22 protein-coding genes are annotated in these 24,490 nt (G+C 59.0%); 12 read left to right on the top strand and 10 right to left on the bottom strand.

Going from position 1 to position 24,490, the window contains the following annotated elements; genetic code table 11:
• Positions 1-2 precede the first annotated feature (2 nt).
• From ACX80D_RS05485 to nrdR, 3 genes are all read left to right on the top strand, one after another.
• The gene (locus ACX80D_RS05485) at positions 3-767 is read left to right on the top strand and encodes a hypothetical protein (protein WP_459321631.1); all 765 of its coding nucleotides are present in this window, start codon (positions 3-5) and stop codon (positions 765-767) included.
• 105 nt (positions 768-872) lie between these two features.
• Positions 873-2,261, top strand: coding sequence for a histidinol dehydrogenase (gene hisD / locus ACX80D_RS05490; protein ID WP_459321632.1), 1,389 nt, complete (start codon positions 873-875; stop codon positions 2,259-2,261).
• 104 nt (positions 2,262-2,365) lie between these two features.
• The gene (gene nrdR / locus ACX80D_RS05495; RefSeq protein ID WP_459321633.1) at positions 2,366-2,848 is read left to right on the top strand and encodes a transcriptional regulator NrdR; all 483 of its coding nucleotides are present in this window, start codon (positions 2,366-2,368) and stop codon (positions 2,846-2,848) included.
• Positions 2,849-3,010: 162 nt separating this feature from the next.
• Here the strand turns inward: nrdR and ppgK are convergent, their stop codons facing one another.
• The gene (ppgK, locus tag ACX80D_RS05500) at positions 3,011-3,805 is read right to left on the bottom strand and encodes a polyphosphate--glucose phosphotransferase (protein WP_459321634.1); all 795 of its coding nucleotides are present in this window, start codon (positions 3,803-3,805) and stop codon (positions 3,011-3,013) included.
• Between the two features lie 72 nt (positions 3,806-3,877).
• A complete protein-coding gene (gene map, locus ACX80D_RS05505) occupies positions 3,878-4,756 on the bottom strand; it encodes a type I methionyl aminopeptidase (protein WP_459321635.1) in 879 nt (292 codons plus the stop codon).
• Positions 4,757-4,842: 86 nt separating this feature from the next.
• Between map and ACX80D_RS05510 the strand changes: the two genes are divergently transcribed.
• Entirely contained in the window at positions 4,843-5,022 is a 180-nt protein-coding gene (locus ACX80D_RS05510) for an SPOR domain-containing protein (RefSeq protein WP_459321636.1), read from the top strand.
• A gap of 220 nt (positions 5,023-5,242) precedes the next feature.
• On the opposite strand, the gene panB is transcribed toward ACX80D_RS05510, so the two are convergent.
• Positions 5,243-6,145 carry a 3-methyl-2-oxobutanoate hydroxymethyltransferase gene (panB, locus tag ACX80D_RS05515; protein ID WP_459321637.1) on the bottom strand — a complete coding sequence of 301 codons (903 nt, stop codon included), beginning with the start codon at positions 6,143-6,145 and terminating at the stop codon, positions 5,243-5,245.
• Between the two features lie 157 nt (positions 6,146-6,302).
• Between panB and glnA (ACX80D_RS05520) the strand changes: the two genes are divergently transcribed.
• The 6 genes from glnA (ACX80D_RS05520) (at position 6,303) to ACX80D_RS05545 (ending at position 14,562) form a co-directional block, all read left to right on the top strand.
• On the top strand, positions 6,303-7,649 hold the full coding sequence (gene glnA, locus ACX80D_RS05520; protein WP_459321638.1) for a type I glutamate--ammonia ligase: 1,347 nt from the start codon (positions 6,303-6,305) through the stop codon (positions 7,647-7,649).
• Between the two features lie 9 nt (positions 7,650-7,658).
• Positions 7,659-10,805, top strand: a complete 3,147-nt coding sequence (locus ACX80D_RS05525) for a bifunctional [glutamine synthetase] adenylyltransferase/[glutamine synthetase]-adenylyl-L-tyrosine phosphorylase (RefSeq protein ID WP_459321639.1) — start codon at positions 7,659-7,661, stop codon at positions 10,803-10,805.
• Positions 10,806-11,003: 198 nt separating this feature from the next.
• The gene (locus ACX80D_RS05530; RefSeq protein WP_459321640.1) at positions 11,004-12,509 is read left to right on the top strand and encodes an amino acid ABC transporter substrate-binding protein/permease; all 1,506 of its coding nucleotides are present in this window, start codon (positions 11,004-11,006) and stop codon (positions 12,507-12,509) included.
• On the top strand, positions 12,506-13,261 hold the full coding sequence (locus tag ACX80D_RS05535; RefSeq protein WP_459321641.1) for an amino acid ABC transporter ATP-binding protein: 756 nt from the start codon (positions 12,506-12,508) through the stop codon (positions 13,259-13,261). Before ACX80D_RS05530 ends, ACX80D_RS05535 begins: the two co-directional genes overlap by 4 nt.
• Positions 13,262-13,374: 113 nt before the next feature.
• Positions 13,375-14,280, top strand: coding sequence for a glutaminase (locus ACX80D_RS05540; RefSeq protein ID WP_459321695.1), 906 nt, complete (start codon positions 13,375-13,377; stop codon positions 14,278-14,280).
• A gap of 96 nt (positions 14,281-14,376) precedes the next feature.
• Positions 14,377-14,562, top strand: a complete 186-nt coding sequence (locus ACX80D_RS05545) for a CsbD family protein (protein ID WP_459321642.1) — start codon at positions 14,377-14,379, stop codon at positions 14,560-14,562.
• A gap of 81 nt (positions 14,563-14,643) precedes the next feature.
• Here ACX80D_RS05545 and glnA (ACX80D_RS05550) read toward each other — a convergent pair whose 3' ends face one another.
• Positions 14,644-16,068: a type I glutamate--ammonia ligase gene (gene glnA / locus ACX80D_RS05550; protein WP_459321643.1), complete on the bottom strand. Its 1,425-nt coding sequence runs from the start codon at positions 16,066-16,068 to the stop codon at positions 14,644-14,646.
• 178 nt (positions 16,069-16,246) lie between these two features.
• Between glnA (ACX80D_RS05550) and ACX80D_RS05555 the strand changes: the two genes are divergently transcribed.
• Positions 16,247-16,684, top strand: coding sequence for an RDD family protein (locus tag ACX80D_RS05555; RefSeq protein WP_459321644.1), 438 nt, complete (start codon positions 16,247-16,249; stop codon positions 16,682-16,684).
• A gap of 191 nt (positions 16,685-16,875) precedes the next feature.
• Here ACX80D_RS05555 and ACX80D_RS05560 read toward each other — a convergent pair whose 3' ends face one another.
• Genes ACX80D_RS05560 through lipB form a run of 3 tightly spaced genes read right to left on the bottom strand, consistent with a single transcriptional unit; the run spans position 16,876 to position 19,398 of the window.
• Positions 16,876-17,637 carry a DUF4191 domain-containing protein gene (locus tag ACX80D_RS05560; protein ID WP_459321645.1) on the bottom strand — a complete coding sequence of 254 codons (762 nt, stop codon included), beginning with the start codon at positions 17,635-17,637 and terminating at the stop codon, positions 16,876-16,878.
• Positions 17,638-17,668: 31 nt separating this feature from the next.
• On the bottom strand, positions 17,669-18,685 hold the full coding sequence (gene lipA / locus ACX80D_RS05565; RefSeq protein ID WP_459321646.1) for a lipoyl synthase: 1,017 nt from the start codon (positions 18,683-18,685) through the stop codon (positions 17,669-17,671).
• The gene (lipB, locus tag ACX80D_RS05570) at positions 18,682-19,398 is read right to left on the bottom strand and encodes a lipoyl(octanoyl) transferase LipB (protein ID WP_459321647.1); all 717 of its coding nucleotides are present in this window, start codon (positions 19,396-19,398) and stop codon (positions 18,682-18,684) included. The genes lipA and lipB overlap by 4 nt, the downstream gene beginning before the upstream one ends.
• 110 nt (positions 19,399-19,508) lie before the next feature.
• On the opposite strand from lipB, the gene ACX80D_RS05575 reads away from it, so the two are divergent.
• Positions 19,509-21,407 (top strand): serine/threonine-protein kinase, encoded by a 1,899-nt coding sequence (locus tag ACX80D_RS05575; protein ID WP_459321648.1) that lies wholly within the window; start codon positions 19,509-19,511, stop codon positions 21,405-21,407.
• 135 nt (positions 21,408-21,542) lie between these two features.
• Here the strand turns inward: ACX80D_RS05575 and ACX80D_RS05580 are convergent, their stop codons facing one another.
• From ACX80D_RS05580 to sucB, 3 genes are all read right to left on the bottom strand, one after another.
• Entirely contained in the window at positions 21,543-21,971 is a 429-nt protein-coding gene (locus ACX80D_RS05580; RefSeq protein ID WP_459321649.1) for an OsmC family peroxiredoxin, read from the bottom strand.
• A 159-nt stretch (positions 21,972-22,130) separates the two neighbouring features.
• Positions 22,131-22,481, bottom strand: coding sequence for a hypothetical protein (locus tag ACX80D_RS05585; protein ID WP_459321650.1), 351 nt, complete (start codon positions 22,479-22,481; stop codon positions 22,131-22,133).
• 209 nt (positions 22,482-22,690) lie between these two features.
• Positions 22,691-24,388, bottom strand: coding sequence for a 2-oxoglutarate dehydrogenase, E2 component, dihydrolipoamide succinyltransferase (gene sucB / locus ACX80D_RS05590; protein WP_459321651.1), 1,698 nt, complete (start codon positions 24,386-24,388; stop codon positions 22,691-22,693).
• Positions 24,389-24,490 lie beyond the last annotated feature (102 nt).

Consider the following 24,490-nt stretch of genomic DNA (forward strand, 5'->3'; position numbering starts at 1 on the left):
GAATGACTGAATCTGCCACCGCTGCGGCTGCTGCCACCACTCCGGACGCTCCCGCCGCTGCGGACGATGCGGCTCTAAGAGCACGCCATGACCCTGTGACGACTCCTAAAACCCTGGCGCCTCCAGTCTCTGCCGCCATGGCCTCGGCGCCTAACCCTGCGCCCACTTTGGCTCCAACGGGGCGGCGAGCCGATCGGCGACTCCGGACACCCAAGGATGCAAAGGCAGGGACGGGGCCCAGAGATGAGGACACTGCTGCCATATGGCGCACGTGGCTGACGCTGACCCTCTCGCTAGGCGCCATCATGGGTGTCGCTTGGTTTGTGCTGGCCCCGGGCGGTGCCATCTACGGCGAGGGCAAGGACTTTGCCACGTGGTTCCCACGGGACGCGGCGCTGGCCCTGTTGCTGCTGGTGGCCGGGGTACTTTCAGCGGTGTTGCTGTTGCGTCAAGGCAGGAAGAATCGGCGTGTGTGGGCTTCGGGAACGCCAACGCTAGCTCTGCTCATCGGCGGGCTCGCCGGATCCGTGCTCGCGTGGCGAATCGGTGTTTTCGCCGGGGATCTCTTCCAGACGGTGCCGGAGAATCTCCCCAGTCCCAGCATGATCTTCTCGCTCCGCTCACCGTCTGTACTTTTGCTCTGGCCGTTGGCTAGTGCCGCCGTGCTATTTCTGGTTCACTTCATCGGCTACAACTTTGCGCGCCCACTCGAGGACTCCTCCAAGCTTGCGCCTGCGCACCAGCAATCCGGCGTCGCTGGGGGATAACGCTGGTAAAGACGCTGGGCAAAACCCTGGGGCGGATGTCCAGCAGGCGGAAGCCCGGTAGCCACGACGCACCCACCGGCTAGCCAACAGGTAAACTTCATTGTTGTGAGCAATCTTGAAACTTCCGCGTCCACAACCGCCACCAGTAGCGAAGCTGCCGTGACCCTGCGCCGTATCGATTTGCGCGGGCGTTCCTTGAGTTTGGCTGAGCTGAAAAATGCTGTGCCCCGAACCGCCGCAGCCACCGTGACCACCGCCGAAACGGCCGTGGCAGCCATCATTGCCGATGTTCGGCGGGACGGCCACGCCGCACTGGCCGCGTTGGCTCTGAAGTTCGACGGCGTGAGTCAGGAACATCCCCGTGTCCCCGCCGCGGCACTAGAGCAGGCGCTGGCCGATCTAGATCCCGCAGTCCGCGCCGCGTTGGAAGAATCCATCGCCCGCGCCAGAGCCTTTGCCCAGGCGCAGAAACCGGCCAATATGGACTTTCCTATGGCCGACGGCGCCGTCGTGTCCCAGCACTGGCTACCAGTGACCCGCGTGGGCATGTATGTTCCCGGAGGGCTGGCCCCCTTGGCCTCCTCGGTAATCATGAATGCTGTTCCGGCACTTGCTGCTGGTGTTAGCTCCATCGCCCTCGCCTCCCCGCCGCAGAAGAGCAACGGCGGGCTGCCGGATAAAACAATCATGGCTGCCGCAGCCCTGCTGGGTATTGCTGAGGTGTACTCCATGGGCGGCGCCCAAGCCATTGCAGCCTTCGCCTACGGCGTGGCAGCAGGTACTACGGTCAATGGTGGGGGAGAGGCCATTGAGCCCGTTGACGTGGTTACCGGTCCCGGCAATATTTTTGTGGCCACTGCTAAACGCCTCGTCAAGGGCGTTGTGGGTATTGACTCGGAAGCTGGCGCCACGGAAATTGCTGTTCTGGCCGATCACAGCGCTAACCCGGTGTTTGTTGCCGCCGATCTCATCAGCCAGGCCGAACATGATCCCAACGCCGCCTCGGTTTTGGTGACCACATCACCGGAGTTGGCTGACGCCGTCGAGAGTGAATTGGTAGAGCAGGTGGCCCGCACAGCCCACCGCGAACGTGTTGAAACTGCCCTTGGCGGCGTGCAATCGGGCATTGTTCTGGTTGATGATCTTGCGCAAGGGGTAGCCGTTTGCAACGCCTACGCTGCCGAGCACTTGGAAGTAGTTACCGAGAACGCCGCTGAGGTGGCCGCTCGAATCACCAATGCCGGGGCCATCTTCGTTGGGGATTACAGCCCTGTGAGCTTGGGCGACTACTGCGCGGGCTCCAACCACGTGTTGCCTACCAGCGGTACGGCGGCGTTTTCCTCAGGGTTGAATGTCACCACGTTCTTGCGCGCTGTTCAGCTGATCAACTACTCCAAGGACGCTCTGGCCGAAGTGGCCACTCACGTCATCACACTGTCAAAGGCGGAGGATCTGCCGGCGCACGGTGACGCCGTAGCCGTCCGTTTTCCCTAAGAAATAGCTCTAGACACTGGTGCTGCCGGTGTGGTAATCACACGGTTGTAATTCGTTCGGGCGAGAAACTAGACTGAAGATGATCCTGACCTGAAGGGGGTTGCATGTATTGTCCATTTTGCCGTAATCCCGATTCCCGAGTGGTGGATTCCAGGCTGTCTGACGATGGCTCCTCTATTCGGCGCCGGCGGCAATGTACCGAGTGCGGCCGACGGTTCAGCACCATGGAAACCGCTAGCCTTTCCGTGAGCAAACGTTCCGGGGTGGCCGAGCCCTTCAGCCGTAGCAAGGTCATCAGCGGTGTGCGTAAGGCCTGCCAAGGGCGCCCCGTCACAGATGATGACTTGGCCAAGTTGGCTCAGGAAGTTGAAGAGTCAATCCGTGCCAGTGGCGCGGCTGAGATTGAGGCTAATGACGTGGGCTTGGCCATCTTGGCGCCCCTGCGCCGACTAGATCTCGTGGCCTATCTGCGATTTGCCAGTGTCTACCAAGCCTTTGAATCACTCGAGGATTTTGAAGCCTCTATTGCCACGCTTCGTGGTGAGGAGCAGCAACTGTCCCAGGATCCGTCCGAGATTCAGTACTAGCAGTTGCTCATGCGAGAACAAGCACGTGCAAGAACGTAGCTGACAACTAAGGGTGTGTGCCCCCATCGTGAAGATGGGGGCACACACCCTTAGTTGTTGCAGTTGTTGCAGTTGTTGCAGTTGTTGCGGCGCCCGTTGGCGATTCCCGTTGCCTGGCTGAGGCTACTTGGTCAGCTTGAAATGCACGGCTGCCTGCAAGGCACCGCCTACAATGCCGGCGTTGTTGGCCAGCTCGGCCGGGATGATCTTTGTTCGCAGATCCAGCTGAGGCAGGTAGTCTTCGCTGCGCTTGGAGATACCGCCACCAATGATGAACAGCTCCGGGGAGAACAAGAATTCCACGTGGGAGAAGTAGCGCTGCAGACGGACGGCGTACTCGTCCCAGCTGATGTCATCGCGTTCCCGGGCGCTGGCCGAGGCCTTGGTTTCGGCGTCGAATCCGTCGATTTCCAGGTGGCCCAGTTCCAGGTTAGGGATGAGCTTGCCGTTGTAGATGAACGCCGAACCGATTCCGGTTCCCAGGGTGATGACCAAAACGGTGCCCTTGACGCCCTTGCCAGCGCCGTAGCGAGCTTCAGCTAGGCCGGCGGCGTCGGCGTCGTTCATGACCTGAACTTCGCGGCCCAACTCCTTGGTGAAGATCTCATCGACGTTGGCATCGATCCATGACTTATCTACGTTCGCTGCCGAATGGGAGATGCCGTGGGAGACGATGGCTGGGAACGTGATTCCCACTGGCGCGTCTTTACTGGGAGCGTGCTTGCGTCCGGAGAGCTCTTCAACAATCTCCTTGACCACCTTGGCCACCGCCTGCGGGGTAGAAGGACTGGGCGTCGGGATCCGGAAGCGGTCACCCACCACCTCTCCGGTATCGAGGTCGACAATGCCGCCCTTGATGCCGGTGCCGCCAATGTCAATACCAATGACGGTGGTTCGGGACGGGTGCTTCTTAGTCATGCAGGCTCCAAAGATAGAAGTTTTTTCGCGTACAAGTGCCAAGGCTGGCGGATAGATGTTGACCGGGTAATGCTACGGCAGAGTGAGGACTTCTGCACCAGTGGACGTAACAACCATGGTGTGTTCAAACTGGGCGGTGCGTTTACGGTCACGGGTGACCACCGTCCAATCGTCAGCCCACATGTCCCAGTCGATGGTTCCTAAAGTGAGCATGGGTTCGATAGTAAACACCATTCCCTCTTCCATCACAGTGCTGTAGGCCGGAGCCGCGTCATAATGCGGAATAATCAGCCCAGTGTGGAAAGCCTCGCCCACTCCGTGCCCGGTGAAGTCCCGCACAACTCCGTACCCAAAACGTTTGGCGTAGGAGGCGATGGTGCGGCCAATGACGTTGATTTCACGGCCCGGAGCTACAGCGCGAATGGCGCGGTTAAGCGATTCCTGCGTGCGTTCCACCAGCAGGCGGGACTCCTCATCAACATCGCCCACCAGGAACGTGAAGTTGGTGTCTCCGTGAACGCCGTTCTTGAAAGCGGTGATGTCAATGTTGATAATGTCGCCGTCTTCCAGCACCGTGGTATCTGGAATGCCATGGCAGATCACTTCATTGATGGAGGAGCACAGCGACTTGCGGAAACCGCGGTAGCCCAATGTGGACGGGTAGGCCTGGTGATCCAGGAGGAACTCGTGGCCCACACGGTCAAGGGCGTCAGTAGTGACACCGGGAACAATGTGCTTGCCCACCTCAACAATGGCCTGTGCAGCAATCTTGCTGGAAATGCGGATCTTTTCCAGCGTTTCCGCATCTTTGACTTCCGAGCCCTTAAACGGTGCCGGACCGGCCTTACCCACATATTCGGGGCGAGGAATGGATGCGGGGACGGCCAACTGCTCACTAATAGTGCCGGGGACCAGTTTGCCAATGGGTGCTGAGGTTGCTGTTGAAGACATGCCACCATCCTATAAGTTTTTGGCTGCTGAAAAGTTCTATGATGGCAGCAGTTGCAAGAGTTCGCCCACAAAGCTTGGAGGCCATCATGGCGCAATATTGGTACAACGTGGAAACCCGCACAGTAGAGAAGGACGCCCAATCAGGCTGGAAGTCCCTGATCGGCCCCTATGCGAGTGCAGCCGAAGCTGAGCAGGCGTTGGCGAGGGTCCAGGAGCGTAACGCTGCCGCTGATGCGTTGGATGCTCAAGAGGACGACGACGAATAAGTCACCTCATGTGGCTCGCGGACGCTCTGTGGTCTGCACTCGCTTTGCCTATACGCACGACACGCCCGGCCGGGTTGCGGTGCTCTCATTCCACCGCAAGCGGAACAGGAACCGGTGCGTATAAACAAACTCAAGTTTGTTTATACGCACCGGCGGATCAAGGGAGTGCGTATAAGCCGGGTCTAGGTGCCCCGAGCGCTTAGCTAGGTGCCCCGAGCGCTTAGAAAGTGTGCTCGGGACCTGGGAAAACGCCGGAGCGGACTTCATCACCGTATTCACGGGCAGCATCGGCCAGAACGGTGCGTACCTGGGCGTATTGCTTGACGAACTTGGCCATTTTGCCGGGGCGCAGCCCGGCCATGTCTTGCCACACCAGCACTTGACCGGTGGTGGTGTTACCTGCGCCAATGCCCACAGTTGGCACGGATACTGCGGCTTCAACAGCGGCGGCCGTGTCGGCTGGGACCATTTCCATCAACACACAAAACGCGCCGGCCTCAACGAGAGCAACGGCGTCGTCAATCAAGCCTTGGGCCATTTCTCCCCGACCTTGAACTCGGTAACCGCCCAGCATGTGTTCGCTCTGCGGGGTGAAACCAATGTGCGCCATGACGGGCACGCCAGCCTGGGTCAGTGCGCGCACGGTGGGAGCGTAGTAGGCGCCACCTTCCATCTTGACGGCGTGAACCAGTCCCTCCTTCATGAGGCGTACCGAGGATGCAATGGCCTGCTCGGGGGATGCCTCGTAGCTGCCGAAGGGGAGATCAGCCACGACCAGAGCGCGCTTAGCCCCTGCAGTCACTGCCCGGGAGAAGATGATCATCTCATCAAGGGTGATGGGCAAAGAGGTCTCATTGCCCAGAACATTGTTGGAGGCGGAATCGCCCACTAGCAGCACTTCAATGCCAGCTTCATCAAAAATTTGTGCGGTGTATTGGTCGTAGGCCGTCAACATGGCGAATTTTTGGCCCGCCTGTTTGGCCGCCAGCAGATGATGGGTTCGGACCTTGGCCGCCGTTGCTGGAACGCCGCCAGTACTGGTGGGCCGGGCAGCCGCGCCAGAACCATAGGGGGCCGCGAGTTCGGCGGACACGGGGGAGTCAGGGTTGCTTGTGGGTGACATGGCACCAGCTTATTACGATTCGACGTGCGGGTTGGGCGCAGCGCGTCACTGTAGTTAGTAGAGTGAACTCTGCAGGGACTACACCTGCCGCAAACCCGTCCGCCGCCTGCCCTCAAATGGAGCCAGGGGTGAATGTGCCAAAGGAAGAGGCCCGTACATGAACCGTCAACAGGAATTTGTGCTGCGCACCATTGAAGAGCGCGATGTTCGATTTGTGCGCCTGTGGTTCACTGACGTTGTAGGCAGCCTTAAATCTGTCGCATTGGCCCCTGCTGAAGTTGAGGGCGCCTTTGAGGAAGGCCTAGGTTTTGACGGCTCAGCCATCGAAGGCTTGGCACGTATCTTTGAATCGGACATGCTGGCGCAGCCGGACCCCTCCACGTTTCAGATCCTGCCGTGGCGCGGAAACGGCAAGTCCGAACAGACCTCACGGATGTTCTGTGATGTGCTCACCCCCGACGGCGAACCGTCCGCCGCAGATCCGCGCAACGTCCTCAAACGCACCTTGGCAAAAGCCGCTGACATGGGCTTTACGTGCTACACGCACCCAGAAATTGAGTTCTACCTGCTGAAGTCGGATCGGCCCGGACCTGATGGCATTCCCGTCCCCGTGGACCAGGCCGGCTATTTTGACCACGTCCCCGGTGGTGTGGCACAGGACTTTAGGCGCACCGCGGTCACCATGCTTGAAGATGTTGGTATTTCCGTTGAGTTCAGCCACCACGAAGGCGGACCTGGCCAAAACGAGATTGACCTGCGCTATGCAGATGCGCTGCAGACGGCCGATAACATCATGACGTTCCGCACAGTGATCCGGGAAGTCGCCATCCAACAGGGCACCTACGCCACCTTCATGCCCAAGCCGTTCTCTGATCACCCGGGCTCGGGCATGCACACCCACTTCTCCCTTTTTGAGGGTGACACGAACGCTTTCTTCGATCCCGCTGCCGAATTCCAGCTGTCCACAACGGCTCGTCAATTCATGGCCGGAATCCTCAAACACGCTCCGGAATTCACCGCAGTGACTAACCAGTTCGTCAACTCCTACAAGCGCCTGTGGGGCGGGGGAGAAGCACCCAGTTACGTCTCGTGGGGCCATAACAACCGCTCAGCTCTGATGCGCGTGCCACTGTACAAGCCGGGCAAAGGTCAAGCAGCGCGGCTGGAATACCGGGGCATCGACTCCGCAGCAAACCCCTACCTCGCGTACGCTGTGTTGCTCGGAGCCGGCCTCAAAGGCATCGAGGAAGGCTATGAACTTCCTCCGGCAGCAGTGGAGGATATCAGTGCGCTGACCAGTGCTGAACGTCGCCTGATGGGTCACGATCCACTCCCTTCCAGCCTTCACGATGCCGTGCGTCAAATGGAAGAATCTGAGTTCATGCCCGAGATTTTGGGCGAGCAGGTGTTTGAAAACTTCCTCCGTAATAAGCGCGCCGAGTGGCAGGAATACCGCCTTCAAGTCACCCCTTATGAAATTAACCGTTACCTAGGGGTGCTCTAAACCACTGCCATGAGTTCCCTGACCCGCACCCTGATATCCCGTGGATTCTCTGACCTTGAAACGTGTGAACGGTTCCTGAGTTTTAGCGAACTTGCAGACCTTGACCAAGCCGAGTTGCTCGATGCGTTGGCGATTGCTGACAACCCGGATATGGCCCTGCGATCGTTGGTCCGGCTACTGAGCGCGGTGCCAGCCAGCCGGGCGCTACTGCAGGTACTGGATCCAACTACGGGTGCTCAGGTCTCCAATGAGCAACTGTTCAGGCTGCTGGGTGCTTCCGAGGCGTTGGTGGAATTCTTGATGCGTCATCCGGAGCATCTGGAGGTGGTGGATCCGGCGACGGCGGCGTCTCATCACGTTACCTACGGGGTGGAGGAACTCCGGACCTCGCTGTTGCGCGCGGTGGGCGCGGACCCGGAATCGGACCGTCCCGTTGCGCAGGTGATGGGCACCGAGGCGCGGATAGCACTGCGCACTCAATATCGCCGGCACCTCTGTGAGCTGGCGTTGCGGGATCTCGCCGCGCCGTCAGCCACGGCGGTGATGCCCCAGATTGGCGCTGAGCTTGCAGATTTGGCCGGTGCTGCCCTCGAGGCAGCCCTCGCGGTGGCCCGGTGTGAAGTGGCCGTAAGTATGGGCGCGGAGAAAGTTGCCTCGTTGCGCCTGGCTGTGTTGGGGATGGGCAAGTGTGGAGCCCGGGAGCTGAACTATATTTCCGACGTCGACGTCATGTACGTGGTGGCCCTAGACCAGGACCTAGACCCAGACCAGGAGCCTGCGCCTCAGGACCCGTCCGACGCCGGTGACGGTACGGAGCGCGCCTCCTCACATCCCGTATCTCCGAGGCCTGCCGTCATGATGGATGAGGGTGAGGCGGTGCGCGTGGGCAATGCCTTGGCTGGAGCCATCTCCCGCACCATTTATGCCCCCGAGCGGGAGCCCGGTTTGTGGGAGGTCGATGCTAATCTGCGCCCTGAAGGTAAAGACGGTCAGCTGGTGCGCACCCTCGATTCTTACCTGGCCTACTATCAGCGCTGGGCGCAAAGCTGGGAGTTTCAGGCACTGCTGAAGGCCCGCGCCATTGCCGGGGACAGAGCGCTGGGCGAGGACTTTGAGAGGGCCGTTGAGCCTCTGATTTGGAACTCCTCAGAACGTGATGGCTTTGTGGAGTCCGTGCAGGCTATGCGCCGGCGGGTAACAGCAAATATCCCTGACGCTGATGCCGACCGCCAGATCAAACTGGGAAAGGGCGGCCTGCGCGATGTTGAATTTACTGTGCAGCTGTTGCAGTTGGTCCATGGGAAAAGTGACACCACGATCCGATTGCGCGCCACCACCGATGCCATTGAGGCGCTGACTTTGGCCGGCTATATGGGCCGGACCGATGCCGCGGTTCTCTTGAGCCACTACACCTATTTGCGCGTGCTCGAGCACCGTATCCAGCTGGTGCAGATGCGTCGCACGCACAGCATGCCGACTGCGCCGGAGCAGTTGCGTGCTCTCGCACGGGCTTTGGAAGGACCCATGAGTATGAAGCGCCCCAGCGCCGATTCGCTGGAGGCTGACTGGAGCAAGGTCAAGCGATCCGTACGGTCCTTGCACGAGCAAATTTTCTACCGCCCCATCCTGGCCACGGCTGCAAATCTCAGCGCGGCGGATGCCGCACTGACTTCTGACGCAGCCCGGGCACGTTTGGCCGCCCTCGGTTACCGGGATACGGCTGGAGCCGTGCGCCATATCGAAGCCCTCACCGCAGGCGTCAGCCGGCGTGCTGCACTGCAGCGTCAGCTACTGCCTGTCCTGCTCGGCTGGCTGGCTGATGGTGTAGACCCCGACGCCGGACTCCTCGCTTTCCGCCGCGTCAGTGACGCTCTGGGTACCTCCCACTGGTACTTGGGGATGTTGCGTGACCACCAGGCGGCAGCTGAACGCCTGTGCCATCTGCTCTCCAGTTCACGTCTGGTCAGTGACTTACTGGAAGTTTCCCCGGAAGCAACAGCCTGGCTGGGTAACTCTCGGGAATTGGTACCGGTGAGCTTTGAAGCGCAGTGGACGGAAATTCGCTCAAAATTAGCTCGCCATAGTGACACTGGTGAAGCGATTCGCTTGCTGCGTCTGCTGCGGCAACGCGAGATTCTACGTATTGGCATTGCTGACAGCTCAGGCCTGCTGGAGCAAGACCAAGTATCGGCGGCCCTCAGCGACGCTGATCGAGCAGCGGTCTTGGGCGCATTGATGATTGCTGAAAAAGCCGTCTACGCTGACTCCGAGCCGCTCACCAACGTGCTTGTGGTGGCCATGGGGCGCCAAGGCGGGGCCGAAATTGGGTACGGTTCCGATGCTGACGTACTCTTTGTGCACCAGCCGGTACCAGGGCTGGCCGAGGAATTCGTTGACGCTGCCAACCAGCAAGCCAAAGCCATTGTGCAAAAACTGACGTCTCTGCTGACCGCACCGGTCCGCCCAGCCATCCAGGCCGAACGCGTCCTCAGTATTGATGCCGACTTGCGCCCTGAAGGCCGAAACGGTCCTCTGGTCCGTTCCTTGGATGCCTACGCTGAGTACTACGGCCGCTGGTCCTCGGCATGGGAGGCGCAGGCGCTGCTGCGAGCACGTCCCATGGCCGGTTCTGACACGCTTGCCGAAGAATTCGTGGCTATGGCAGATCCAATTCGGTACCCGCTCCGGCTCTCCGACGAAGATCAGCGTGAGATCAAACGGATCAAGGCGCGCATGGAAGGCGAACGGCTGCCCCGCGGCGCCGACCCCGCCCGGCACGTGAAGCTCGGTCGTGGTGGACTGAGCGACGTCGAATGGCTGGTGCAGTTTTGGCAGCTCGAACACGCCCATGCGCATGAGTCGTTGCGGACAACTCAAACTCTGCCAGCGCTGGAGGCGGCACGCGTCTTAGGAATCGTCGAGGATGAGGATGCGGCCGTGTTGGAGGCAGCGTGGAGGCTTGCTGGAAAGATTCGCAATGCCAACGTCATGTGGACAGGCAAAAATTCTGATCTGCTGCCTTCTGCCCGCCATGACTTGGAAGCCGTTGCCAGATGGTGCGGCTATGAGCCCGGCCAGGCAGCCGCCTTCGAGGAAGACTATCTTGGCCTGACGCGCAGGGCCCGCGCCGTGTTTGAACGCCTGTATTACGGCTAGGCTAAGCCACCTGGGAGCCGCGTGTGAGCTGTACGTGAGCCGCACTTGAGCTGCGCGTGGTGGACATGATTTGGCCACTTCGGGCTGGAACTGAAACTCAATCGTGATCGATCTCGCATCCTCGGACTAAACGCTGTACCGTCGAGAGGTACTTCAAACGCCCCGCGAGGGGCGCGACACCGTTGTGAGGGAAAATCTATGCTCAGGCTTCCACCCCTACGGCGGCGCAGTGGCGGCAAATTTGCCGCCCTCGCTGCCCTTTTTACTGTTATGTTCATGTTGTTCGGGATCGGTGGCGCCTCAGCGTTGAGCGTGCCAGCCCCGGCTTCAGTGAACTCCGTAGTCCAGCCCGCCGACGTTAAAGGCAAGACGTTCGCTATTGCTACCGACACCACCTTTGCCCCGTTTGAGTTCCGCGATGGCAGCGGCAACCTGGTGGGCATTGACATGGACTTGATCAACGCCATTGCCAAGAATCAGGGCTTCGAAGTAGACATCAAGTCACTGGGCTTTGATGCGGCGCTGCAGGCACTGCAGTCCAACCAGGTGGCGGGCGTTATTGCCGGTATGTCCATCACGGATGAACGCAAGAACATCTTCGACTTCTCAGATCCCTATTTTGACTCCGGCGTTCAAATGGCCGTGGCTAAAAATGATGATGAAATCAAGACTTACGCCGAGCTCAAGGGCAAGACCGTCACCGCCAAGCGCGGCAGTGAAGGCGAAACCTTCGCCAACTCCATCAAGGACGAATTCGGCTTCACAGTCAAGGCGCTGGCTGATTCAGCGACCATGTACGACGACGTCAAAGCCGGCAACTCGGTTGCTGTTTTTGACGACTACCCCGTGCTGGCCTACGGCGTCAGTCAGAACAACGGCCTGAAAATTGTCACCGATAAAGAACAGGGCAGCTCCTACGGCTTTGCCGTCAACAAGGGTCAGAACGCTGAGCTGCTGGCAGCCTTTGACACCGGCCTAGCCGAGCTGAAGGCCAATGGTGAGTACGACGCCATCTTGGACAAGTACCTAGCCAAGACCGAAGCAGTAGAGCAGGGAAGCTTCTTCCAGCTCGTTGCCGATAGCTTCCCTGCACTGATGAAGGGCCTCTGGCTGACCATGGTCGCCACAGTCCTCTCACTGGTGATCGCCCTCGTTCTGGGTATTGTGTTCGGTTTCTTCAAGGTCGCCGAAAACAAGGTATTGCGCGCCATTGCCAGCACCTATGTAGCCATCTTCCGTGGCACGCCGCTGCTGGTTCAGGCATTCTTCTTCTACTTTGGTCTGCCGCAGATGACAGGGCAGCCCCTCGATGTCCTCACAGCCGGTGTGATCACCTTGAGCCTTAACGCTGGTGCCTACATGACGGAGATTGTCCGTGGCGGCATTCAGTCCGTGGACACAGGCCAGCTTGAAGCCAGCCGCAGCCTGGGCCTGAGCTACGTCACCTCCATGCGCCGCGTAGTGGTACCGCAAGCGGTGAAGATCATGACGCCGTCGTTCATCAACCAGTTCGTCATCACCTTGAAGGACACCTCCTTGCTGGCCGTTATTGGCTTCGCGGAACTGACCTACCAGGGCCAGCAGATCTACGCATCCAACTTCCGTACGGGCGAAACACTGTTGATCGTGGCGGCGTTGTACTTCATCGTGATCTCCATCTTGACCCAGCTTTCCAACGTCCTTGACAGGAAGTTCAACAAATGAGCGAAACCAGTGCAAAAGTGAAAAAAGCGAAAATCAGTGTCCGCGAGCTGAAGAAGACCTTCGGTTCCAATGAGGTCCTCAAGGGTCTTGACGTGGACGTTGCCGAGGGCGAAGTTGTGTGTGTCATTGGGCCCTCGGGCTCGGGAAAGTCCACGTTCCTGCGCTGCCTGAACAAGCTTGAGGACATCACCGCCGGAACGGTCACCGTCAACGGCTTTGACCTCACCGACCCCAAGGTAGATCTGAACGCCGTCCGCCAGAACATTGGCATGGTGTTCCAGCACTTCAACTTGTTCCCGCACATGACGGTGCTTCAGAACATCATGTTGGCTCCGGTCGAGCTGAAGAAGCTGGACAAGGCTGGCGCCCGCGCTAAGGGTATGGAACTGCTCAAGCGCGTGGGCCTGGAGGAAAAGGCTGATGCCCGTCCGGCGTCGCTCTCAGGAGGTCAGAAGCAGCGGGTGGCGATTGCTCGCGCGCTGGCCATGAACCCCGGCATCATGCTCTTTGACGAAGCCACCAGCGCCCTTGACCCGGAGATGGTGGGCGAGGTGTTGCAGGTGATCCGCGACCTCGCCGCCGAGGGCATGACCATGGTTGTGGTCACGCACGAGATGGGCTTCGCCCGTGAGGTCGCAGACCGCGTGATCTTCATGGACGCCGGCTACATCTGCGAAGAGGGCACCCCGGAGTCCATCTTCACCAATGCGCAGCAGCCGCGACTACAGGAGTTCCTGGCCAAGGTACTGTAGCTTTTATCAGTGTGAAGGGCGGCGGCTATTAAGCTGCCGCCCTTTTTCCTTGGCAGAATCTTTTTTGACGAAGTACGACGGCGGGACGACAGTTGGGAGCGCGGGTGGAGGATATGCAGGGGATCCTGGATGAGATTGTTGAGCATGTGACGCCCTTGAGCGCCCAGGGCTCAGTAGCCGGATACATTCCTAGCTTGGGGGAGGTCAATCCGCGGCAGTTCGGTATCTGCGTGGCCATGGCTGATGGCGAAGTGTATGGCTCGGGGGACTGGCAGACGTCTTTTTCCATCCAGAGTATTTCGAAGGTTTTCTCGCTGGCTTTGGTCATGTCCTATGATTACGACTCAATCTGGAAACGGGTTTTTCGGGAACCGTCTGGAACACCGTTCAATTCCATGATTCAGTTGGAGGCTGACGGCGGCATTCCTCGAAATCCTTTCATCAACGCCGGTGCACTGGTGGTCACGGACCGGTTGCTGACACTGACCGGTGATGCGGCCGCCTCGATTCGTGGACTGCTGCGTCTGGAGTCCGGTAATCCCACGATTGACATTGACGCGGTGGTGGCCAATTCAGAGGCTGATCACGGTCATCGAAATGCTTCCATGGCGCACCTTTTGGCTAGCTATGGCAACCTTGAGAATCCCGTTGATGAGGTACTGGAGAGCTACTTCAAGCAGTGTGCCTTGGCGATGACGTGCGAAGACCTGGCCAAGGCCTCGCTCTTTTTGGCTCGGCACGGAGTTGCAGCCGGTGGCTCGCCTTTCCTGAGTCCTAATCAGAGTAAGCGCGTCAATGCGGTAATGCTCACCTGCGGCACCTACGATGCGGCCGGAGAATTTGCCTACAGGGTGGGTCTGCCGGGTAAGAGCGGAGTCGGTGGCGGGATCGTGGCCATTGTGCCGGGACGGTGTTCGATCTCGGTATGGGGGCCAGCTCTGGGCCCCAACGGTAACTCTGTGGCCGGTATCGCTGCGCTTGATAAATTCACTGCTAGGACTGGCTGGTCCATCTTCTAAAGTAAACACAAGAAGACTCCGTACTCAGGTAACTCTCAGATTAAGTTCGTAACGTGAAAAGTGTAACCCGTTGGATTCATATTGAAGGAGGTCCTCATGGGACTCGGAGATAAGATCAGCAACAAGGCACAGGAAATGACCGGCAAGGCCAAAGAAAGCCTTGGTGATGCCACGAACAATGAGAAGCTTCAGTCAGAGGGCGCAGCCGATCAGGCCGCAGCTAAGGCAAAGCAGGCCGGAGAGCACGTCAAGGACGCCGGCAAAGACGTCTTTGGTAAGTAGCTCGGGTCACCGTTAGACAGAGCGACAGGAAGGGCCGGAACATTAGATGTTCCGGCCCTCCCTATTTAATAATCGTGCGGCCTAGCAACCGTAGTAGAGCTCGAACTCATACGGGTTCGGGCGCAGCGAGAGCGGCTTAATTTCATACTCGCGCTTGTAATCGATCCAGGTGTCGATCAGGTCCTGGGTGAAGACGCCACCGGCCTGCAGGAACTCGTTGTCGTTTTCCAAAGCAATCAGGGCCGCTTCGAGGGACTCCGGTGCCTTGGGGATATCCTTGGCTTCTTCCGGAGGCAGCTCGTACAGGTCCTTGTCGATCGGAGCCGGGGGTTCGATCCGGTTCTTGATTCCGTCAAGGCCAGCCATCAGCTGAGCTGAGAAGGCCAGGTACGGGTTGGACGACGGGTCCGGTGCACGGAACTCGAGACGCTTGGCCTTCGGGTTGCTACCAGTGATCGGGATACGGATACCGGCAGAGCGGTTGCCCTGTGAGTAAACCATGTTGACAGGGGCTTCAAAGCCCTTGACCAGACGGCGGTAAGAGTTCACGGTCGGGTTCGTGAAGGCAAGGACGGCGTCGGCGTGCTTGAGGAGGCCGCCGATGTACCAGCGAGCCATGTCAGAGAGTCCTGCGTAGCCCTTCTCGTCGTAGAACAAGGGAGTTCCGCCGTTCCACAATGACTGGTGGCAGTGCATGCCTGAACCATTGTCGCCGAAAACGGGCTTAGGCATGAACGTCACTGACTTGCCCCAGGCCCAAGCGGTGTTTTTGATGACGTACTTGAATTTCTGCAGATCATCGGCCGCGTGTGTGAGCGTGTTGAACTTGTAGTTGATTTCAGCCTGGCCGGCTGCACCAACTTCGTGGTGAGCTCGCTCAACTTCAAGGCCTGCGGCATCCATCTCAAGACTCATTGCATCGCGCAGGTCAGCCTGGTGATCAATCGGGGCCACTGGGAAGTAGCCGCCCTTCTGAGGGGTCTTGTAACCGAGGTTGCCGCCCTCTTCCTTGCGGCCGGTGTTCCAGTAGGCCTCTTCGGAATCGATTTTATAGAAGGAGCCCTGAGGTGAAGACTCGTACTGAATGTTGTCGAAGACAAAGAACTCAGCTTCGGCACCAAAGAAAGCGGTGTCGGCAATACCGGTGGATGCTAAGTAGGCCTCAGCCTTTTCGGCCACGCCGCGTGGATCGCGGTGGTAAGGATCTCCAGTGCGCGGGTTGACGATGGAGAAGTTCAATGCAAGCGTCTTTTCCTTGCGGAACGTGTCAACGAATGCCGTTTTGGGATCTGGGATCAGCTGCATGTCCGATTCGGCAATGCCTTGGAACCCGCGGATGGAGGAGCCATCGAACAGCTGGCCGTTGACGAAAAAGTCAAGGTCGACGGTTTTGGCTGGAACATTGAAGTGCTGCTGGACTCCGGGTAGGTCTGTGAATCGGATATCGACGAACTTTATGTCTTCATCTTTGATGAACTGGAGTACTTCTTCGGCGTTCTTGAACATCTACGCTCCTTGGCGCTGGGGATTTTGGCCGGCTTGGTGCGGCCATGGTGCATGTCTAACTGGCATAAGCCTAGAATGGCGCCATTACTCAACAGTGTCAGAAATGTTTCCGGCATGTTACAACCCCTCCGGTCGAGCCCGATGCCCGGCTTTTTCCCGGCAACGGTAGGCTGGAGAGGTGGTAGATCGTAAAGACATAGGTTCTTGGCTCAGTGGGCCGGACACTTCTAATATATCCAAATTTCCGGGCGAGCGTTTGGGACAACCCGAATCTGGCCCTGGATCCATGGCCCGAGCAGGACGACGCATACTTGCCATTTGCATCGACTGGGGCTTGTCGTACCTCATCGCAGCTGCCTTCTTTGGCGGTAATCCTAACGCCATTTTGGCCATTTTTGCGATCGAGCAAATGCTTCTGGTTGGCATGCTCGGATACAGTGTGGGTCACCGAATCATGGGCATTGAGGTGGTTCAGCTCAACGGCAGGCAGCCAACGTTGCTTCACGGCGTGATTCGCGCGGTCCTGGTGTGTTTGGTGTTTCCCGTGATCATCGTCGACGCAGATCATCGCGGCCTCCACGACCGGGCAATCAAGTCAATCCTGATTCGCCGCTAGCCGGGCGTGTCTCCGCGCACTGATACTTGACCTTTCATGGCATGGCTGTGTCCACTCGTGAGGCCCTGATGCGTTGACCCGTGAGGTCAACGGTGATGGTGACAGGCGGGGCAGCAGACACAAAGGGCCCGGTGGGAGTTGATCCCACCGGGCCCTTTCTTGCTCTAACTTCTAGCTCACAGCTGTAGTGACTACCGTCCGCGAGAGGCCTTACGGTCCGGACGGGCTTTGTAGGGATCGATGCCCTTGGGGATAGGAAGCTTATTACCCATCGAGGTGATGCGCTTGTTGACGGCGCTCACCTCGACTTTGGTCAGTTCCTTCTTGAGCTTGCCCATCTTCTTGGTGATCTGAGCAATGGGGACCTGGCCTTCGCCGCGTCCGCTCTCAAGCACGGTGATGGTGACGTTGGGCAGGATGCGGCTCAACCGGCGTCGTTCTGCATCTACCAGTCCTTTGACCCGGTTTGAAGGGCCTTCGGTGACCAGTACGATGCCGGGCTTGCCAATGGCGCGGAAAACTACATCCTGGGTGCGCGGGTTTACCGATGCGGGCTGCTCATCAAAGATCCAGCCCTTCTTCAGCGAGCTCAGTGCAGCACCGGCAGCACCAGCTTTACCCTCGATCTGCGAGTAAGCAGCGCGCTCGGCGCGCCGTGACATGATCAGCAACGCACACAGCAATCCCAAGGGAATACCGATCAGCAAACCAGTGATCCAGTTATCCAACAAGAAGCCGATGCCAAAGGCAATGGCGATGGGCAGCAAGAAGGCGCCGATCATCAACCATGTGACCATCGGATCATGCTTGCGGGTCATCTTGAAGATGTCCACCATTTGCTTGATGCGGCTGGGCTTCTTGGTCTTCTTCGGCTTATCAGCCTTGGGCTTGCGCGAGAAGAGAGAACGCTTGGTGTCGTCAGTGTTACTGGATGCGGAGTCAGTTTTGGCCATAGTAATTCAATTCTAGCGGGTTTGACGGGAATTATTGTGCGGCGAGTAGCGAGGCTGCTTCTTGGCGGGTGTGGCCGGAATCTTCAATGCCCTCAGCGATGTGGGCGAGGTGTTCGGGGATGTCCAAACCCTTCTTCCGCATCGCTGTGGCCCAGAGGCGTCCGGCACGGTAGGAAGAACGCACCAACGGCCCGGACATGACACCCAAGAAACCGATTTCTTCTGCCTCTTGAGAGAGCTCCATGAACTCCTGCGGCTTGACCCAGCGATCCACCGGAAGGTGCCGCTCGGAAGGACGCAGGTACTGGGTGATAGTGATCAAATCCGTCCCAGCATCATGAAGATCCTGCAACGCAACAGAGATTTCCTCACGCGTCTCACCCATACCCAAAATCAGGTTGGACTTAGTAACCATGCCCTGATCCCGGCCCTGGGTGATGACGTCCAAGGAACGCTCGTACCGGAACGCGGGACGGATACGCTTGAAGATCCGCGGCACCGTCTCCACATTGTGCGCAAAAACTTCCGGCTTCGATTCACAAATCGCCGTAATATGCTCGGGCTTACCGGAGAAATCAGGGATCAACAGCTCCACACCCGTGTTCGGGTTCAGCTCATGAATCTTACGGACCGTCTCAGCGTAGAGCCACACACCCTCATCAGCTAAGTCATCACGGGCAACACCAGTCACCGTGGCGTAGCGCAGATTCATCTGCACCACAGACTTAGCAACCTTCGTGGGCTCAAACATGTCAATCGGAGACGGCTTACCCGTATCGATCTGGCAAAAATCACAACGCCTCGTGCACTCGGAACCACCAATAAGGAACGTCGCCTCACGGTCTTCCCAGCACTCAAAAATGTTCGGGCACCCAGCCTCTTCACACACCGTGTGCAGGCCCTGACCCTTGACCAGGTTCTTCATCGCAATGAACTCCGGACCCATCTCAACCTTGGTCTTCATCCACTCCGGCTTACGCTCAACCGGAACCGCAGCATTACGCAGCTCAACACGCAACAACTTACGTCCCTCAGGTGCCAACGTCACGGCAATGCTCCTTCTGGCCGCGCCGGATCAACGGCCTCGGCGGTTGTGTCCCCGTGGGGCTGAAGATCGGTGATCAGGGGTGCTAAGAATTTGTCTGTGGCCACTTGAACGTGGGTAAGCAAATCCTGCGGGGTGATGTCTTTGCCAGTTTCCGCTGCCATCGTGGTGGTGCCTGCGTCTTGAATACCGCAGGCGATGATTTGGTTGTACGGTGCCAGACTGTTGTCGGCGTTGATAGCAATTCCATGCATCGTGACGCCGTCGTGGACGCGGATACCAATCGCGGCGATTTTCCGTGTGGGCCCCTTGTCATCGGCGAGAAGCCAGATGCCAGCGCGGCCCTCAACACGGACGCCGTCGATCTTGAAATGAGCCAACACCTCGATGATGATGTCTTCGAGGGCATGGACGTACGCCCGGATGCTGCGGGCATCGGCCAGGCGAACGATCGGGTACATCACGAGCTGGCCGGGTCCGTGCCAGGTGAGCTTGCCGCCGCGATCCACATTGATCACGGGTGTGCCATCGAAGGGCCGCTCATGCTCCTCGGTCCGTTTGCCGGCTGTATACACCGGCGCGTGTTCCAAGAGCAGCACCGTATTAGGTGCAGTGCCAGCAACGACGTTGTCGTGGACGCTACGCTGCAGATCCCAGGCACTGGCGTAGTCAATGAAATTCGGGGCTAATCCAACTTCGGTGAACTCAACAGTCATAGAGGTCACTTTAGAGGACTATGCATATTCGCCTAAATCGGAATTCGTCATGACGTGGGGCCTGTGGATAACTTCAAGCAGGAAATCTCAAAGCGGACTACTACTTATACATGGACACCATTACCAAATCTGCCAAGCTACTGCACCCGGACCGGCCTCCGCGCATCGCTGGCTATGATCCCGTGCGCTGTTTGGGTGGGGGAGCTCAGGGTCAGGTGTGGCTCATGTCCCCGCATGACGGTTCAGCTTCCGTGGCGGCCAAGTTCCTTTCGACGGAACCAACTCCTGTGCAAGGAGCTCACGCCAGCTCGCTCACGCGTCACAATGAGAGCCAAATCACGCAGGAGTGGCGGTTGCTGGCACAGTTCAGGCACGACCACCTCATTCCCGTGCACCGGCTTGTGGCCGATACCAGCGGCGCGCTGGTCTTGATCATGGAGTTCGCGGCCGGTGGTTCCTTGAGCCAAATTGTGCGAGCACGCGGCCCGTTGTCAGTGGGGGAGTCGGTGACCGTCCTGACCCCGATGGGAGAAGTGTTGGCGTTTCTGCATGGTCGCGGAGCCAACCACGGTGATGTTTCCAGCAGCAACGTCCTGCTCAGTGCCACCGGTAAGCCCTACCTCGCGGACTTTGGCTTTAGCCGAGTGCTGGGTCAGTCGGCGGGGCAGTCGGTGGGGACGCCCGGATACTTTTGTCCCTCAGATGGGCAGCGGAATGAAGCGTCGGATGTCTATGGGCTAGCTGCTGTTGGTTGGTTTGCTTTAACAGGCCGGACGCCCCCGGCAACAAGGGACCGTCCTCCGTTGTCCAGTCTGGTTCAATCGGTTCCCAGCGAGCTAGTGGCGGCACTTGAAGCGGGGTTGCAGGAGGACCCTGTGCGACGTCCAACGGCCGCCGCTTTTGCCCAAGCGGTGTATCGAAGTGCCCGGGCCGAATCGGTGATATTGGCCCATGCTGTGCACCCGAGCGTCCTTCCTGAATTGCCCACCCGGCGCGTTGCCAAGGCAAAAGACAAAAGGCGCAACGGGGCGCGTCATGGGAGATGGCTCAAAGTGCTACAGCGACGCGGAGCCAGTCTTGCGGATGGCGCACCGATGAAGGATGCAACCTGGTTTTCTCGCCGGAGGAAAATCAAGAGCCTGGCTCCCCTATGGGGAAATGGGGATGCGCCTCTCCGAACGGACGGCATCAGCGGTGGAGAAGTTAGCAGGACTGGACGAAGAGCTGCGCCTCACCGGGAACCGGGAGTGCCCAGTGCCGCAGGTGGGATCCAAGGCGGGAATGGTGGCCGAGTTAGCAGCGGGGTTCGGGGCCAGGTCAGGGGCCAGATCAGGGGCCGCGCTGTGGCACTAGTACTGGTAGTACTTTTGGGGATGGGTGCGTCAGTAGTAGGGATCGTGGTGATGAGTGGCGCCTGGCCCACGCCTACCTCTTACGGGGATAGAGGGCTGAACTACGGAGCGTCATCGACGGTTCCGGCATTGGCTATTCCGCAACCGGAGATAGATGCCGTGTCGCTGCCCTGGGCTGCAGCCCTTCCCCCGGAGGTCCAAGAAGGTTTGCTGGCGCCAGAACCGGAGGTGGCCTTGCGGTCACTGGCTTGGGCCAGATCCTTTGCGCTATCCCACGCAGATCAGAACTTGCTGCGCCACATCAATGGGGAGTATTCGCCGGCCTTGGCCGCAGACACCGCCATAGTGGCTGCCTTGACCGCCTCCGGCCACGGATTGACAGGGTTGGAGTTCACGGTAGAAAAGGCCCGCATTAGCGCGAGCCCACCACCTGTAGCTGGCGGCGATGTGGACGGCAGCAGCTCTGCCATCGTGCAGGCAACCATCCTCACCAGTAGCTTTGCGGAACAGGACGCAGATGGGGCACTAGTGCACAACTATCCCTCGGAGCAACGTCAAGACCTGAAGATTCTCCTCACAAAGGTTGACTTACGGTGGCAGATTCAAGAAGTGCTTCACGCCGCACCGATGACGAAGGGGGCCGCCAGCGGACAATAATTGGGTGGGCTGGCAACGTTCGGCAGCACGGAAGCGCAGCAGTACGTCACGGCCCCAAGCCGCCCAGCGCAAGTGTGGGCGGCAACCGCTCTCGCAGTTGCCGCCCACACTTATTCCTCCAGGTTCCGAAGGTTTCTAGGCCTCTAGTGTTGCCTCGAGAGTGATCTCGACACCGGCCAGAGCCGCTGATACGGGGCAGCCAGCCTTGGCTCCATTGGCAAAGGTGTCGAACTGCTCCTGGGTGATGCCCGGGATCTTCGTTGCAAGCGTCAGGTGGCTACCGGTGATGCCGGTGCCGGGGACGAACGTGACGGCGGCGCTGGTGTTGACGTAGTCAGCGGCGAAACCGGCGCCAGCAAGCTCGTGAGAGAAGGCCATGGCGAAGCACGACGAGTGTGCGGCAGCGATGAGCTCCTCGGGGCTGGTTTTGCCTTCGGATGCTTCGGTGCGTGCCCTCCACGTGATATCAAAGCTGCCCAGTTCTGAGCTGTCCAAGGTGACTTGACCCTTACCAGTAGGAAGGTCTCCGACCCAGCCTGCATGGGCGTTACGTGTTGCTGCCATGTTAACTCCTTGAGGTGTAGAAAAAACAGCGGGACCAGATGGATTCATCTGGACATCCACCTCCACCCTATTGCCTTAAATGCCCCACGGCGCCCTTCAGGGTGAGAACAGTTGAGAAACTGCGCTCACGGCGAAAAGCGCCGTGAATAAGAGCAAAGACTAGATCCAGAAAACAGCGACGGCGACGTTGATAAACGCCATGCCACCCACTGCGTGAGCCAGTCCCTTGGAGACATCCTGGTTGTTCTTGACCTTGCGGCGGCCAATGAAAGCAGCAACGGCAATAACCAAGGCGATGACCAGCTTAACGCCAATCTTCATATGGTTGACGTCGCCATCGCCCATCTCAGCCAAACCAACCAGCAACAAACCGGTGATGAGCTGAGTCAACGCACCGATCCACTGCCACTGGCTAACGGTAGGGGTCTTGAAAGCGGCGAGCCAGCCGCCAACAATCGCGGCGGCACCAAGAATATGCAAGAACACAAGAAATAAATGTAAAAAGTCCATAGTTTCAGCTTAAACAATTTACTGACACAGTGTCTATCAAGGACTGCCTAAGATGACCAACATGACGAATGGAGCCCCAGACACAGGACATAAAACGTTGTAGGAGTAGGAGTAGGAGTAGGAGTAGGAGAAGGAAAATGAGAACGGCGGCCGGCGACTTGAATCAACCAAGCCGCCGACCGCCGTCGAACATTCATGCAAGGGACGTTTTACAGGCCCAGATCAGCCTCAAATGCGCCCTCTTCAAGGCGAGACTTCAAGGTCTGCAGGAAGCGACCGGCATCTGCGCCATCCACCAAGCGGTGATCATACGTCAGGCACAGGTACATCATGTGACGGATGGCGATGGAGTCATCACCATCAGCGTCAGCAACAACCACTGCGCGCTTGACGATCGCGCCGGTGCCGAGGATGGCAACGTTGGGCTGGTTGATGATGGGGGTGTCGAACAGGGCGCCAACGGAACCGATGTTCGTGATGGAGAACGTGCCACCGGAGAGCTCATCCGGACCGATCTTGCCGCTGCGGGTGCGTGAGGCAACATCGGCGATCTTGCCGGCCAGGCCAGCAAGGTTCAAGTCTCCTGCGTTGGAGATGACAGGAACCAGCAGGCCCTTGTCCGTGTCCACAGCAATCGCGAGGTGCTCGGCGTTGTGGTAGGTGATCTGCTGAGTTTCCTCGTTGTATTCACCGTTGACCGAGGGGTGCACCTTGAGCGCTTCGGTGACTGCCTTAGCAATGAAGGGCAAGTACGTCAGCTTGGTGCCGTTGGTGGCCTGGAACTGGTTCTTGGCCTTGGTGCGCAGCTTCACGATGCGCGTCATGTCGATCTCGTGCACCTGCGTGAGCTGCGTGGAAGCTTCCAGCGACTCGCGCATGCGGCGGGCGATAACTTGGCGGATGCGAGGAGCCTTGACCGTGGTGCCGCGCAATGAAGACGGTACGACGGCGGGAGCAGCCTTGGCAGCGGGGGCTGCGGATGCGCTCGGGGCTGGGGCAGCAGCGGCCTTGGCGGCTTCTGCGGCAGCAACAACATCTTCCTTGCGGATGCGTCCGCCAACACCGGAGCCGGTGACGGTAGCGATGTCAACGTTGTGCGTCTTGGCCAGCTTACGAACCAAGGGAGTCACATAATTGGACTCTGATCCCGATGCAGCAGCTGCGGGAGCGGCCGGAGCAGCAGCGGGAGCTGCGGGTGCAGCGGACGGAGCTGCAGGTGCAGCAGCAGGAGCCGGAGCTGCAGCCGGTGCTGCAGCGGGAGCTTCGGCAACAGGTGCCGGGGCAGCGGCCGGGGCTGCCGGAGCGGCTGCACCAGCGGCACCAATCAACGCCAGTACGCCGCCAACTTCAGCTGTCTCGTCCTCGGGGACGCGGATTTCCAACAAGACGCCTGCCACGGGGGAGGGGATCTCGGTGTCAACCTTGTCGGTGGAAACTTCCAGCAACGGCTCGTCGATCTCGATGGAGTCACCAACAGCCTTGAGCCAGCGGGTAACGGTACCTTCGGTGACCGACTCGCCCAGGGCGGGTAGCACCAGTTCGTGGGAATCTCCTGCCGGAGCGGCTGCTTCAGCCGGTGCTGCTGCGGGAGCTGCAGGAGCAGCTGCGGGTTCGGCCGGAGCCTCAGCAGGTACTTCGTCGGCGGCGGGTGCTTCGGTACTGGCGGATTCGCCGGTGCCGATACGGGCCAACGTAGCGCCAACTTCAGCGGTCTCGTCCTCAGGTACGAGGATTTCTTCCAGAATGCCAGCGAAGGGCGACGGGATCTCGGTGTCAACCTTGTCGGTGGAAACTTCCAGTAAGGGCTCGTCTACTTCGACGCGGTCCCCAACCTGCTTGAGCCATCGTGTGACGGTTCCTTCGGTGACGCTTTCACCCAAGGCGGGCAAGTTCACGGATTCAGACATTTCGTCCCCGTTCTCCTTCTAATGCGCTGCATTTGTCTGGGCCTGCACGGTGATGCATGGCCCTGAAATTCTTAGAAATAGGTCGTGTTTGTAGCTTAGTGC

It is taken from the genome of Arthrobacter sp. Sr24 (assembly GCF_054511175.1).

Bases quoted from the DNA above. Each gene is read 5' to 3' on its own strand.
- ACX80D_RS05485 (WP_459321631.1), top strand. From the start codon at position 3: ATGACTGAATCTGCCACCGCTGCGGCTGCTGCCACCACTCCGGACGCT.
- nrdR (WP_459321633.1), top strand. From the start codon at position 2,366: ATGTATTGTCCATTTTGCCGTAATCCCGATTCCCGAGTGGTGGATTCC.
- ppgK (WP_459321634.1), bottom strand. From the start codon at position 3,805: ATGACTAAGAAGCACCCGTCCCGAACCACCGTCATTGGTATTGACATT.
- map (WP_459321635.1), bottom strand. From the start codon at position 4,756: ATGTCTTCAACAGCAACCTCAGCACCCATTGGCAAACTGGTCCCCGGC.
- ACX80D_RS05510 (WP_459321636.1), top strand. From the start codon at position 4,843: ATGGCGCAATATTGGTACAACGTGGAAACCCGCACAGTAGAGAAGGAC.
- panB (WP_459321637.1), bottom strand. From the start codon at position 6,145: ATGTCACCCACAAGCAACCCTGACTCCCCCGTGTCCGCCGAACTCGCG.
- glnA (WP_459321638.1), top strand. From the start codon at position 6,303: ATGAACCGTCAACAGGAATTTGTGCTGCGCACCATTGAAGAGCGCGAT.
- ACX80D_RS05525 (WP_459321639.1), top strand. From the start codon at position 7,659: ATGAGTTCCCTGACCCGCACCCTGATATCCCGTGGATTCTCTGACCTT.
- ACX80D_RS05530 (WP_459321640.1), top strand. From the start codon at position 11,004: ATGCTCAGGCTTCCACCCCTACGGCGGCGCAGTGGCGGCAAATTTGCC.
- ACX80D_RS05535 (WP_459321641.1), top strand. From the start codon at position 12,506: ATGAGCGAAACCAGTGCAAAAGTGAAAAAAGCGAAAATCAGTGTCCGC.
- ACX80D_RS05540 (WP_459321695.1), top strand. From the start codon at position 13,375: ATGCAGGGGATCCTGGATGAGATTGTTGAGCATGTGACGCCCTTGAGC.
- ACX80D_RS05545 (WP_459321642.1), top strand. From the start codon at position 14,377: ATGGGACTCGGAGATAAGATCAGCAACAAGGCACAGGAAATGACCGGC.
- glnA (WP_459321643.1), bottom strand. From the start codon at position 16,068: ATGTTCAAGAACGCCGAAGAAGTACTCCAGTTCATCAAAGATGAAGAC.
- ACX80D_RS05560 (WP_459321645.1), bottom strand. From the start codon at position 17,637: ATGGCCAAAACTGACTCCGCATCCAGTAACACTGACGACACCAAGCGT.
- lipB (WP_459321647.1), bottom strand. From the start codon at position 19,398: ATGACTGTTGAGTTCACCGAAGTTGGATTAGCCCCGAATTTCATTGAC.
- ACX80D_RS05575 (WP_459321648.1), top strand. From the start codon at position 19,509: ATGGACACCATTACCAAATCTGCCAAGCTACTGCACCCGGACCGGCCT.
- ACX80D_RS05580 (WP_459321649.1), bottom strand. From the start codon at position 21,971: ATGGCAGCAACACGTAACGCCCATGCAGGCTGGGTCGGAGACCTTCCT.
- ACX80D_RS05585 (WP_459321650.1), bottom strand. From the start codon at position 22,481: ATGGACTTTTTACATTTATTTCTTGTGTTCTTGCATATTCTTGGTGCC.
- sucB (WP_459321651.1), bottom strand. From the start codon at position 24,388: ATGTCTGAATCCGTGAACTTGCCCGCCTTGGGTGAAAGCGTCACCGAA.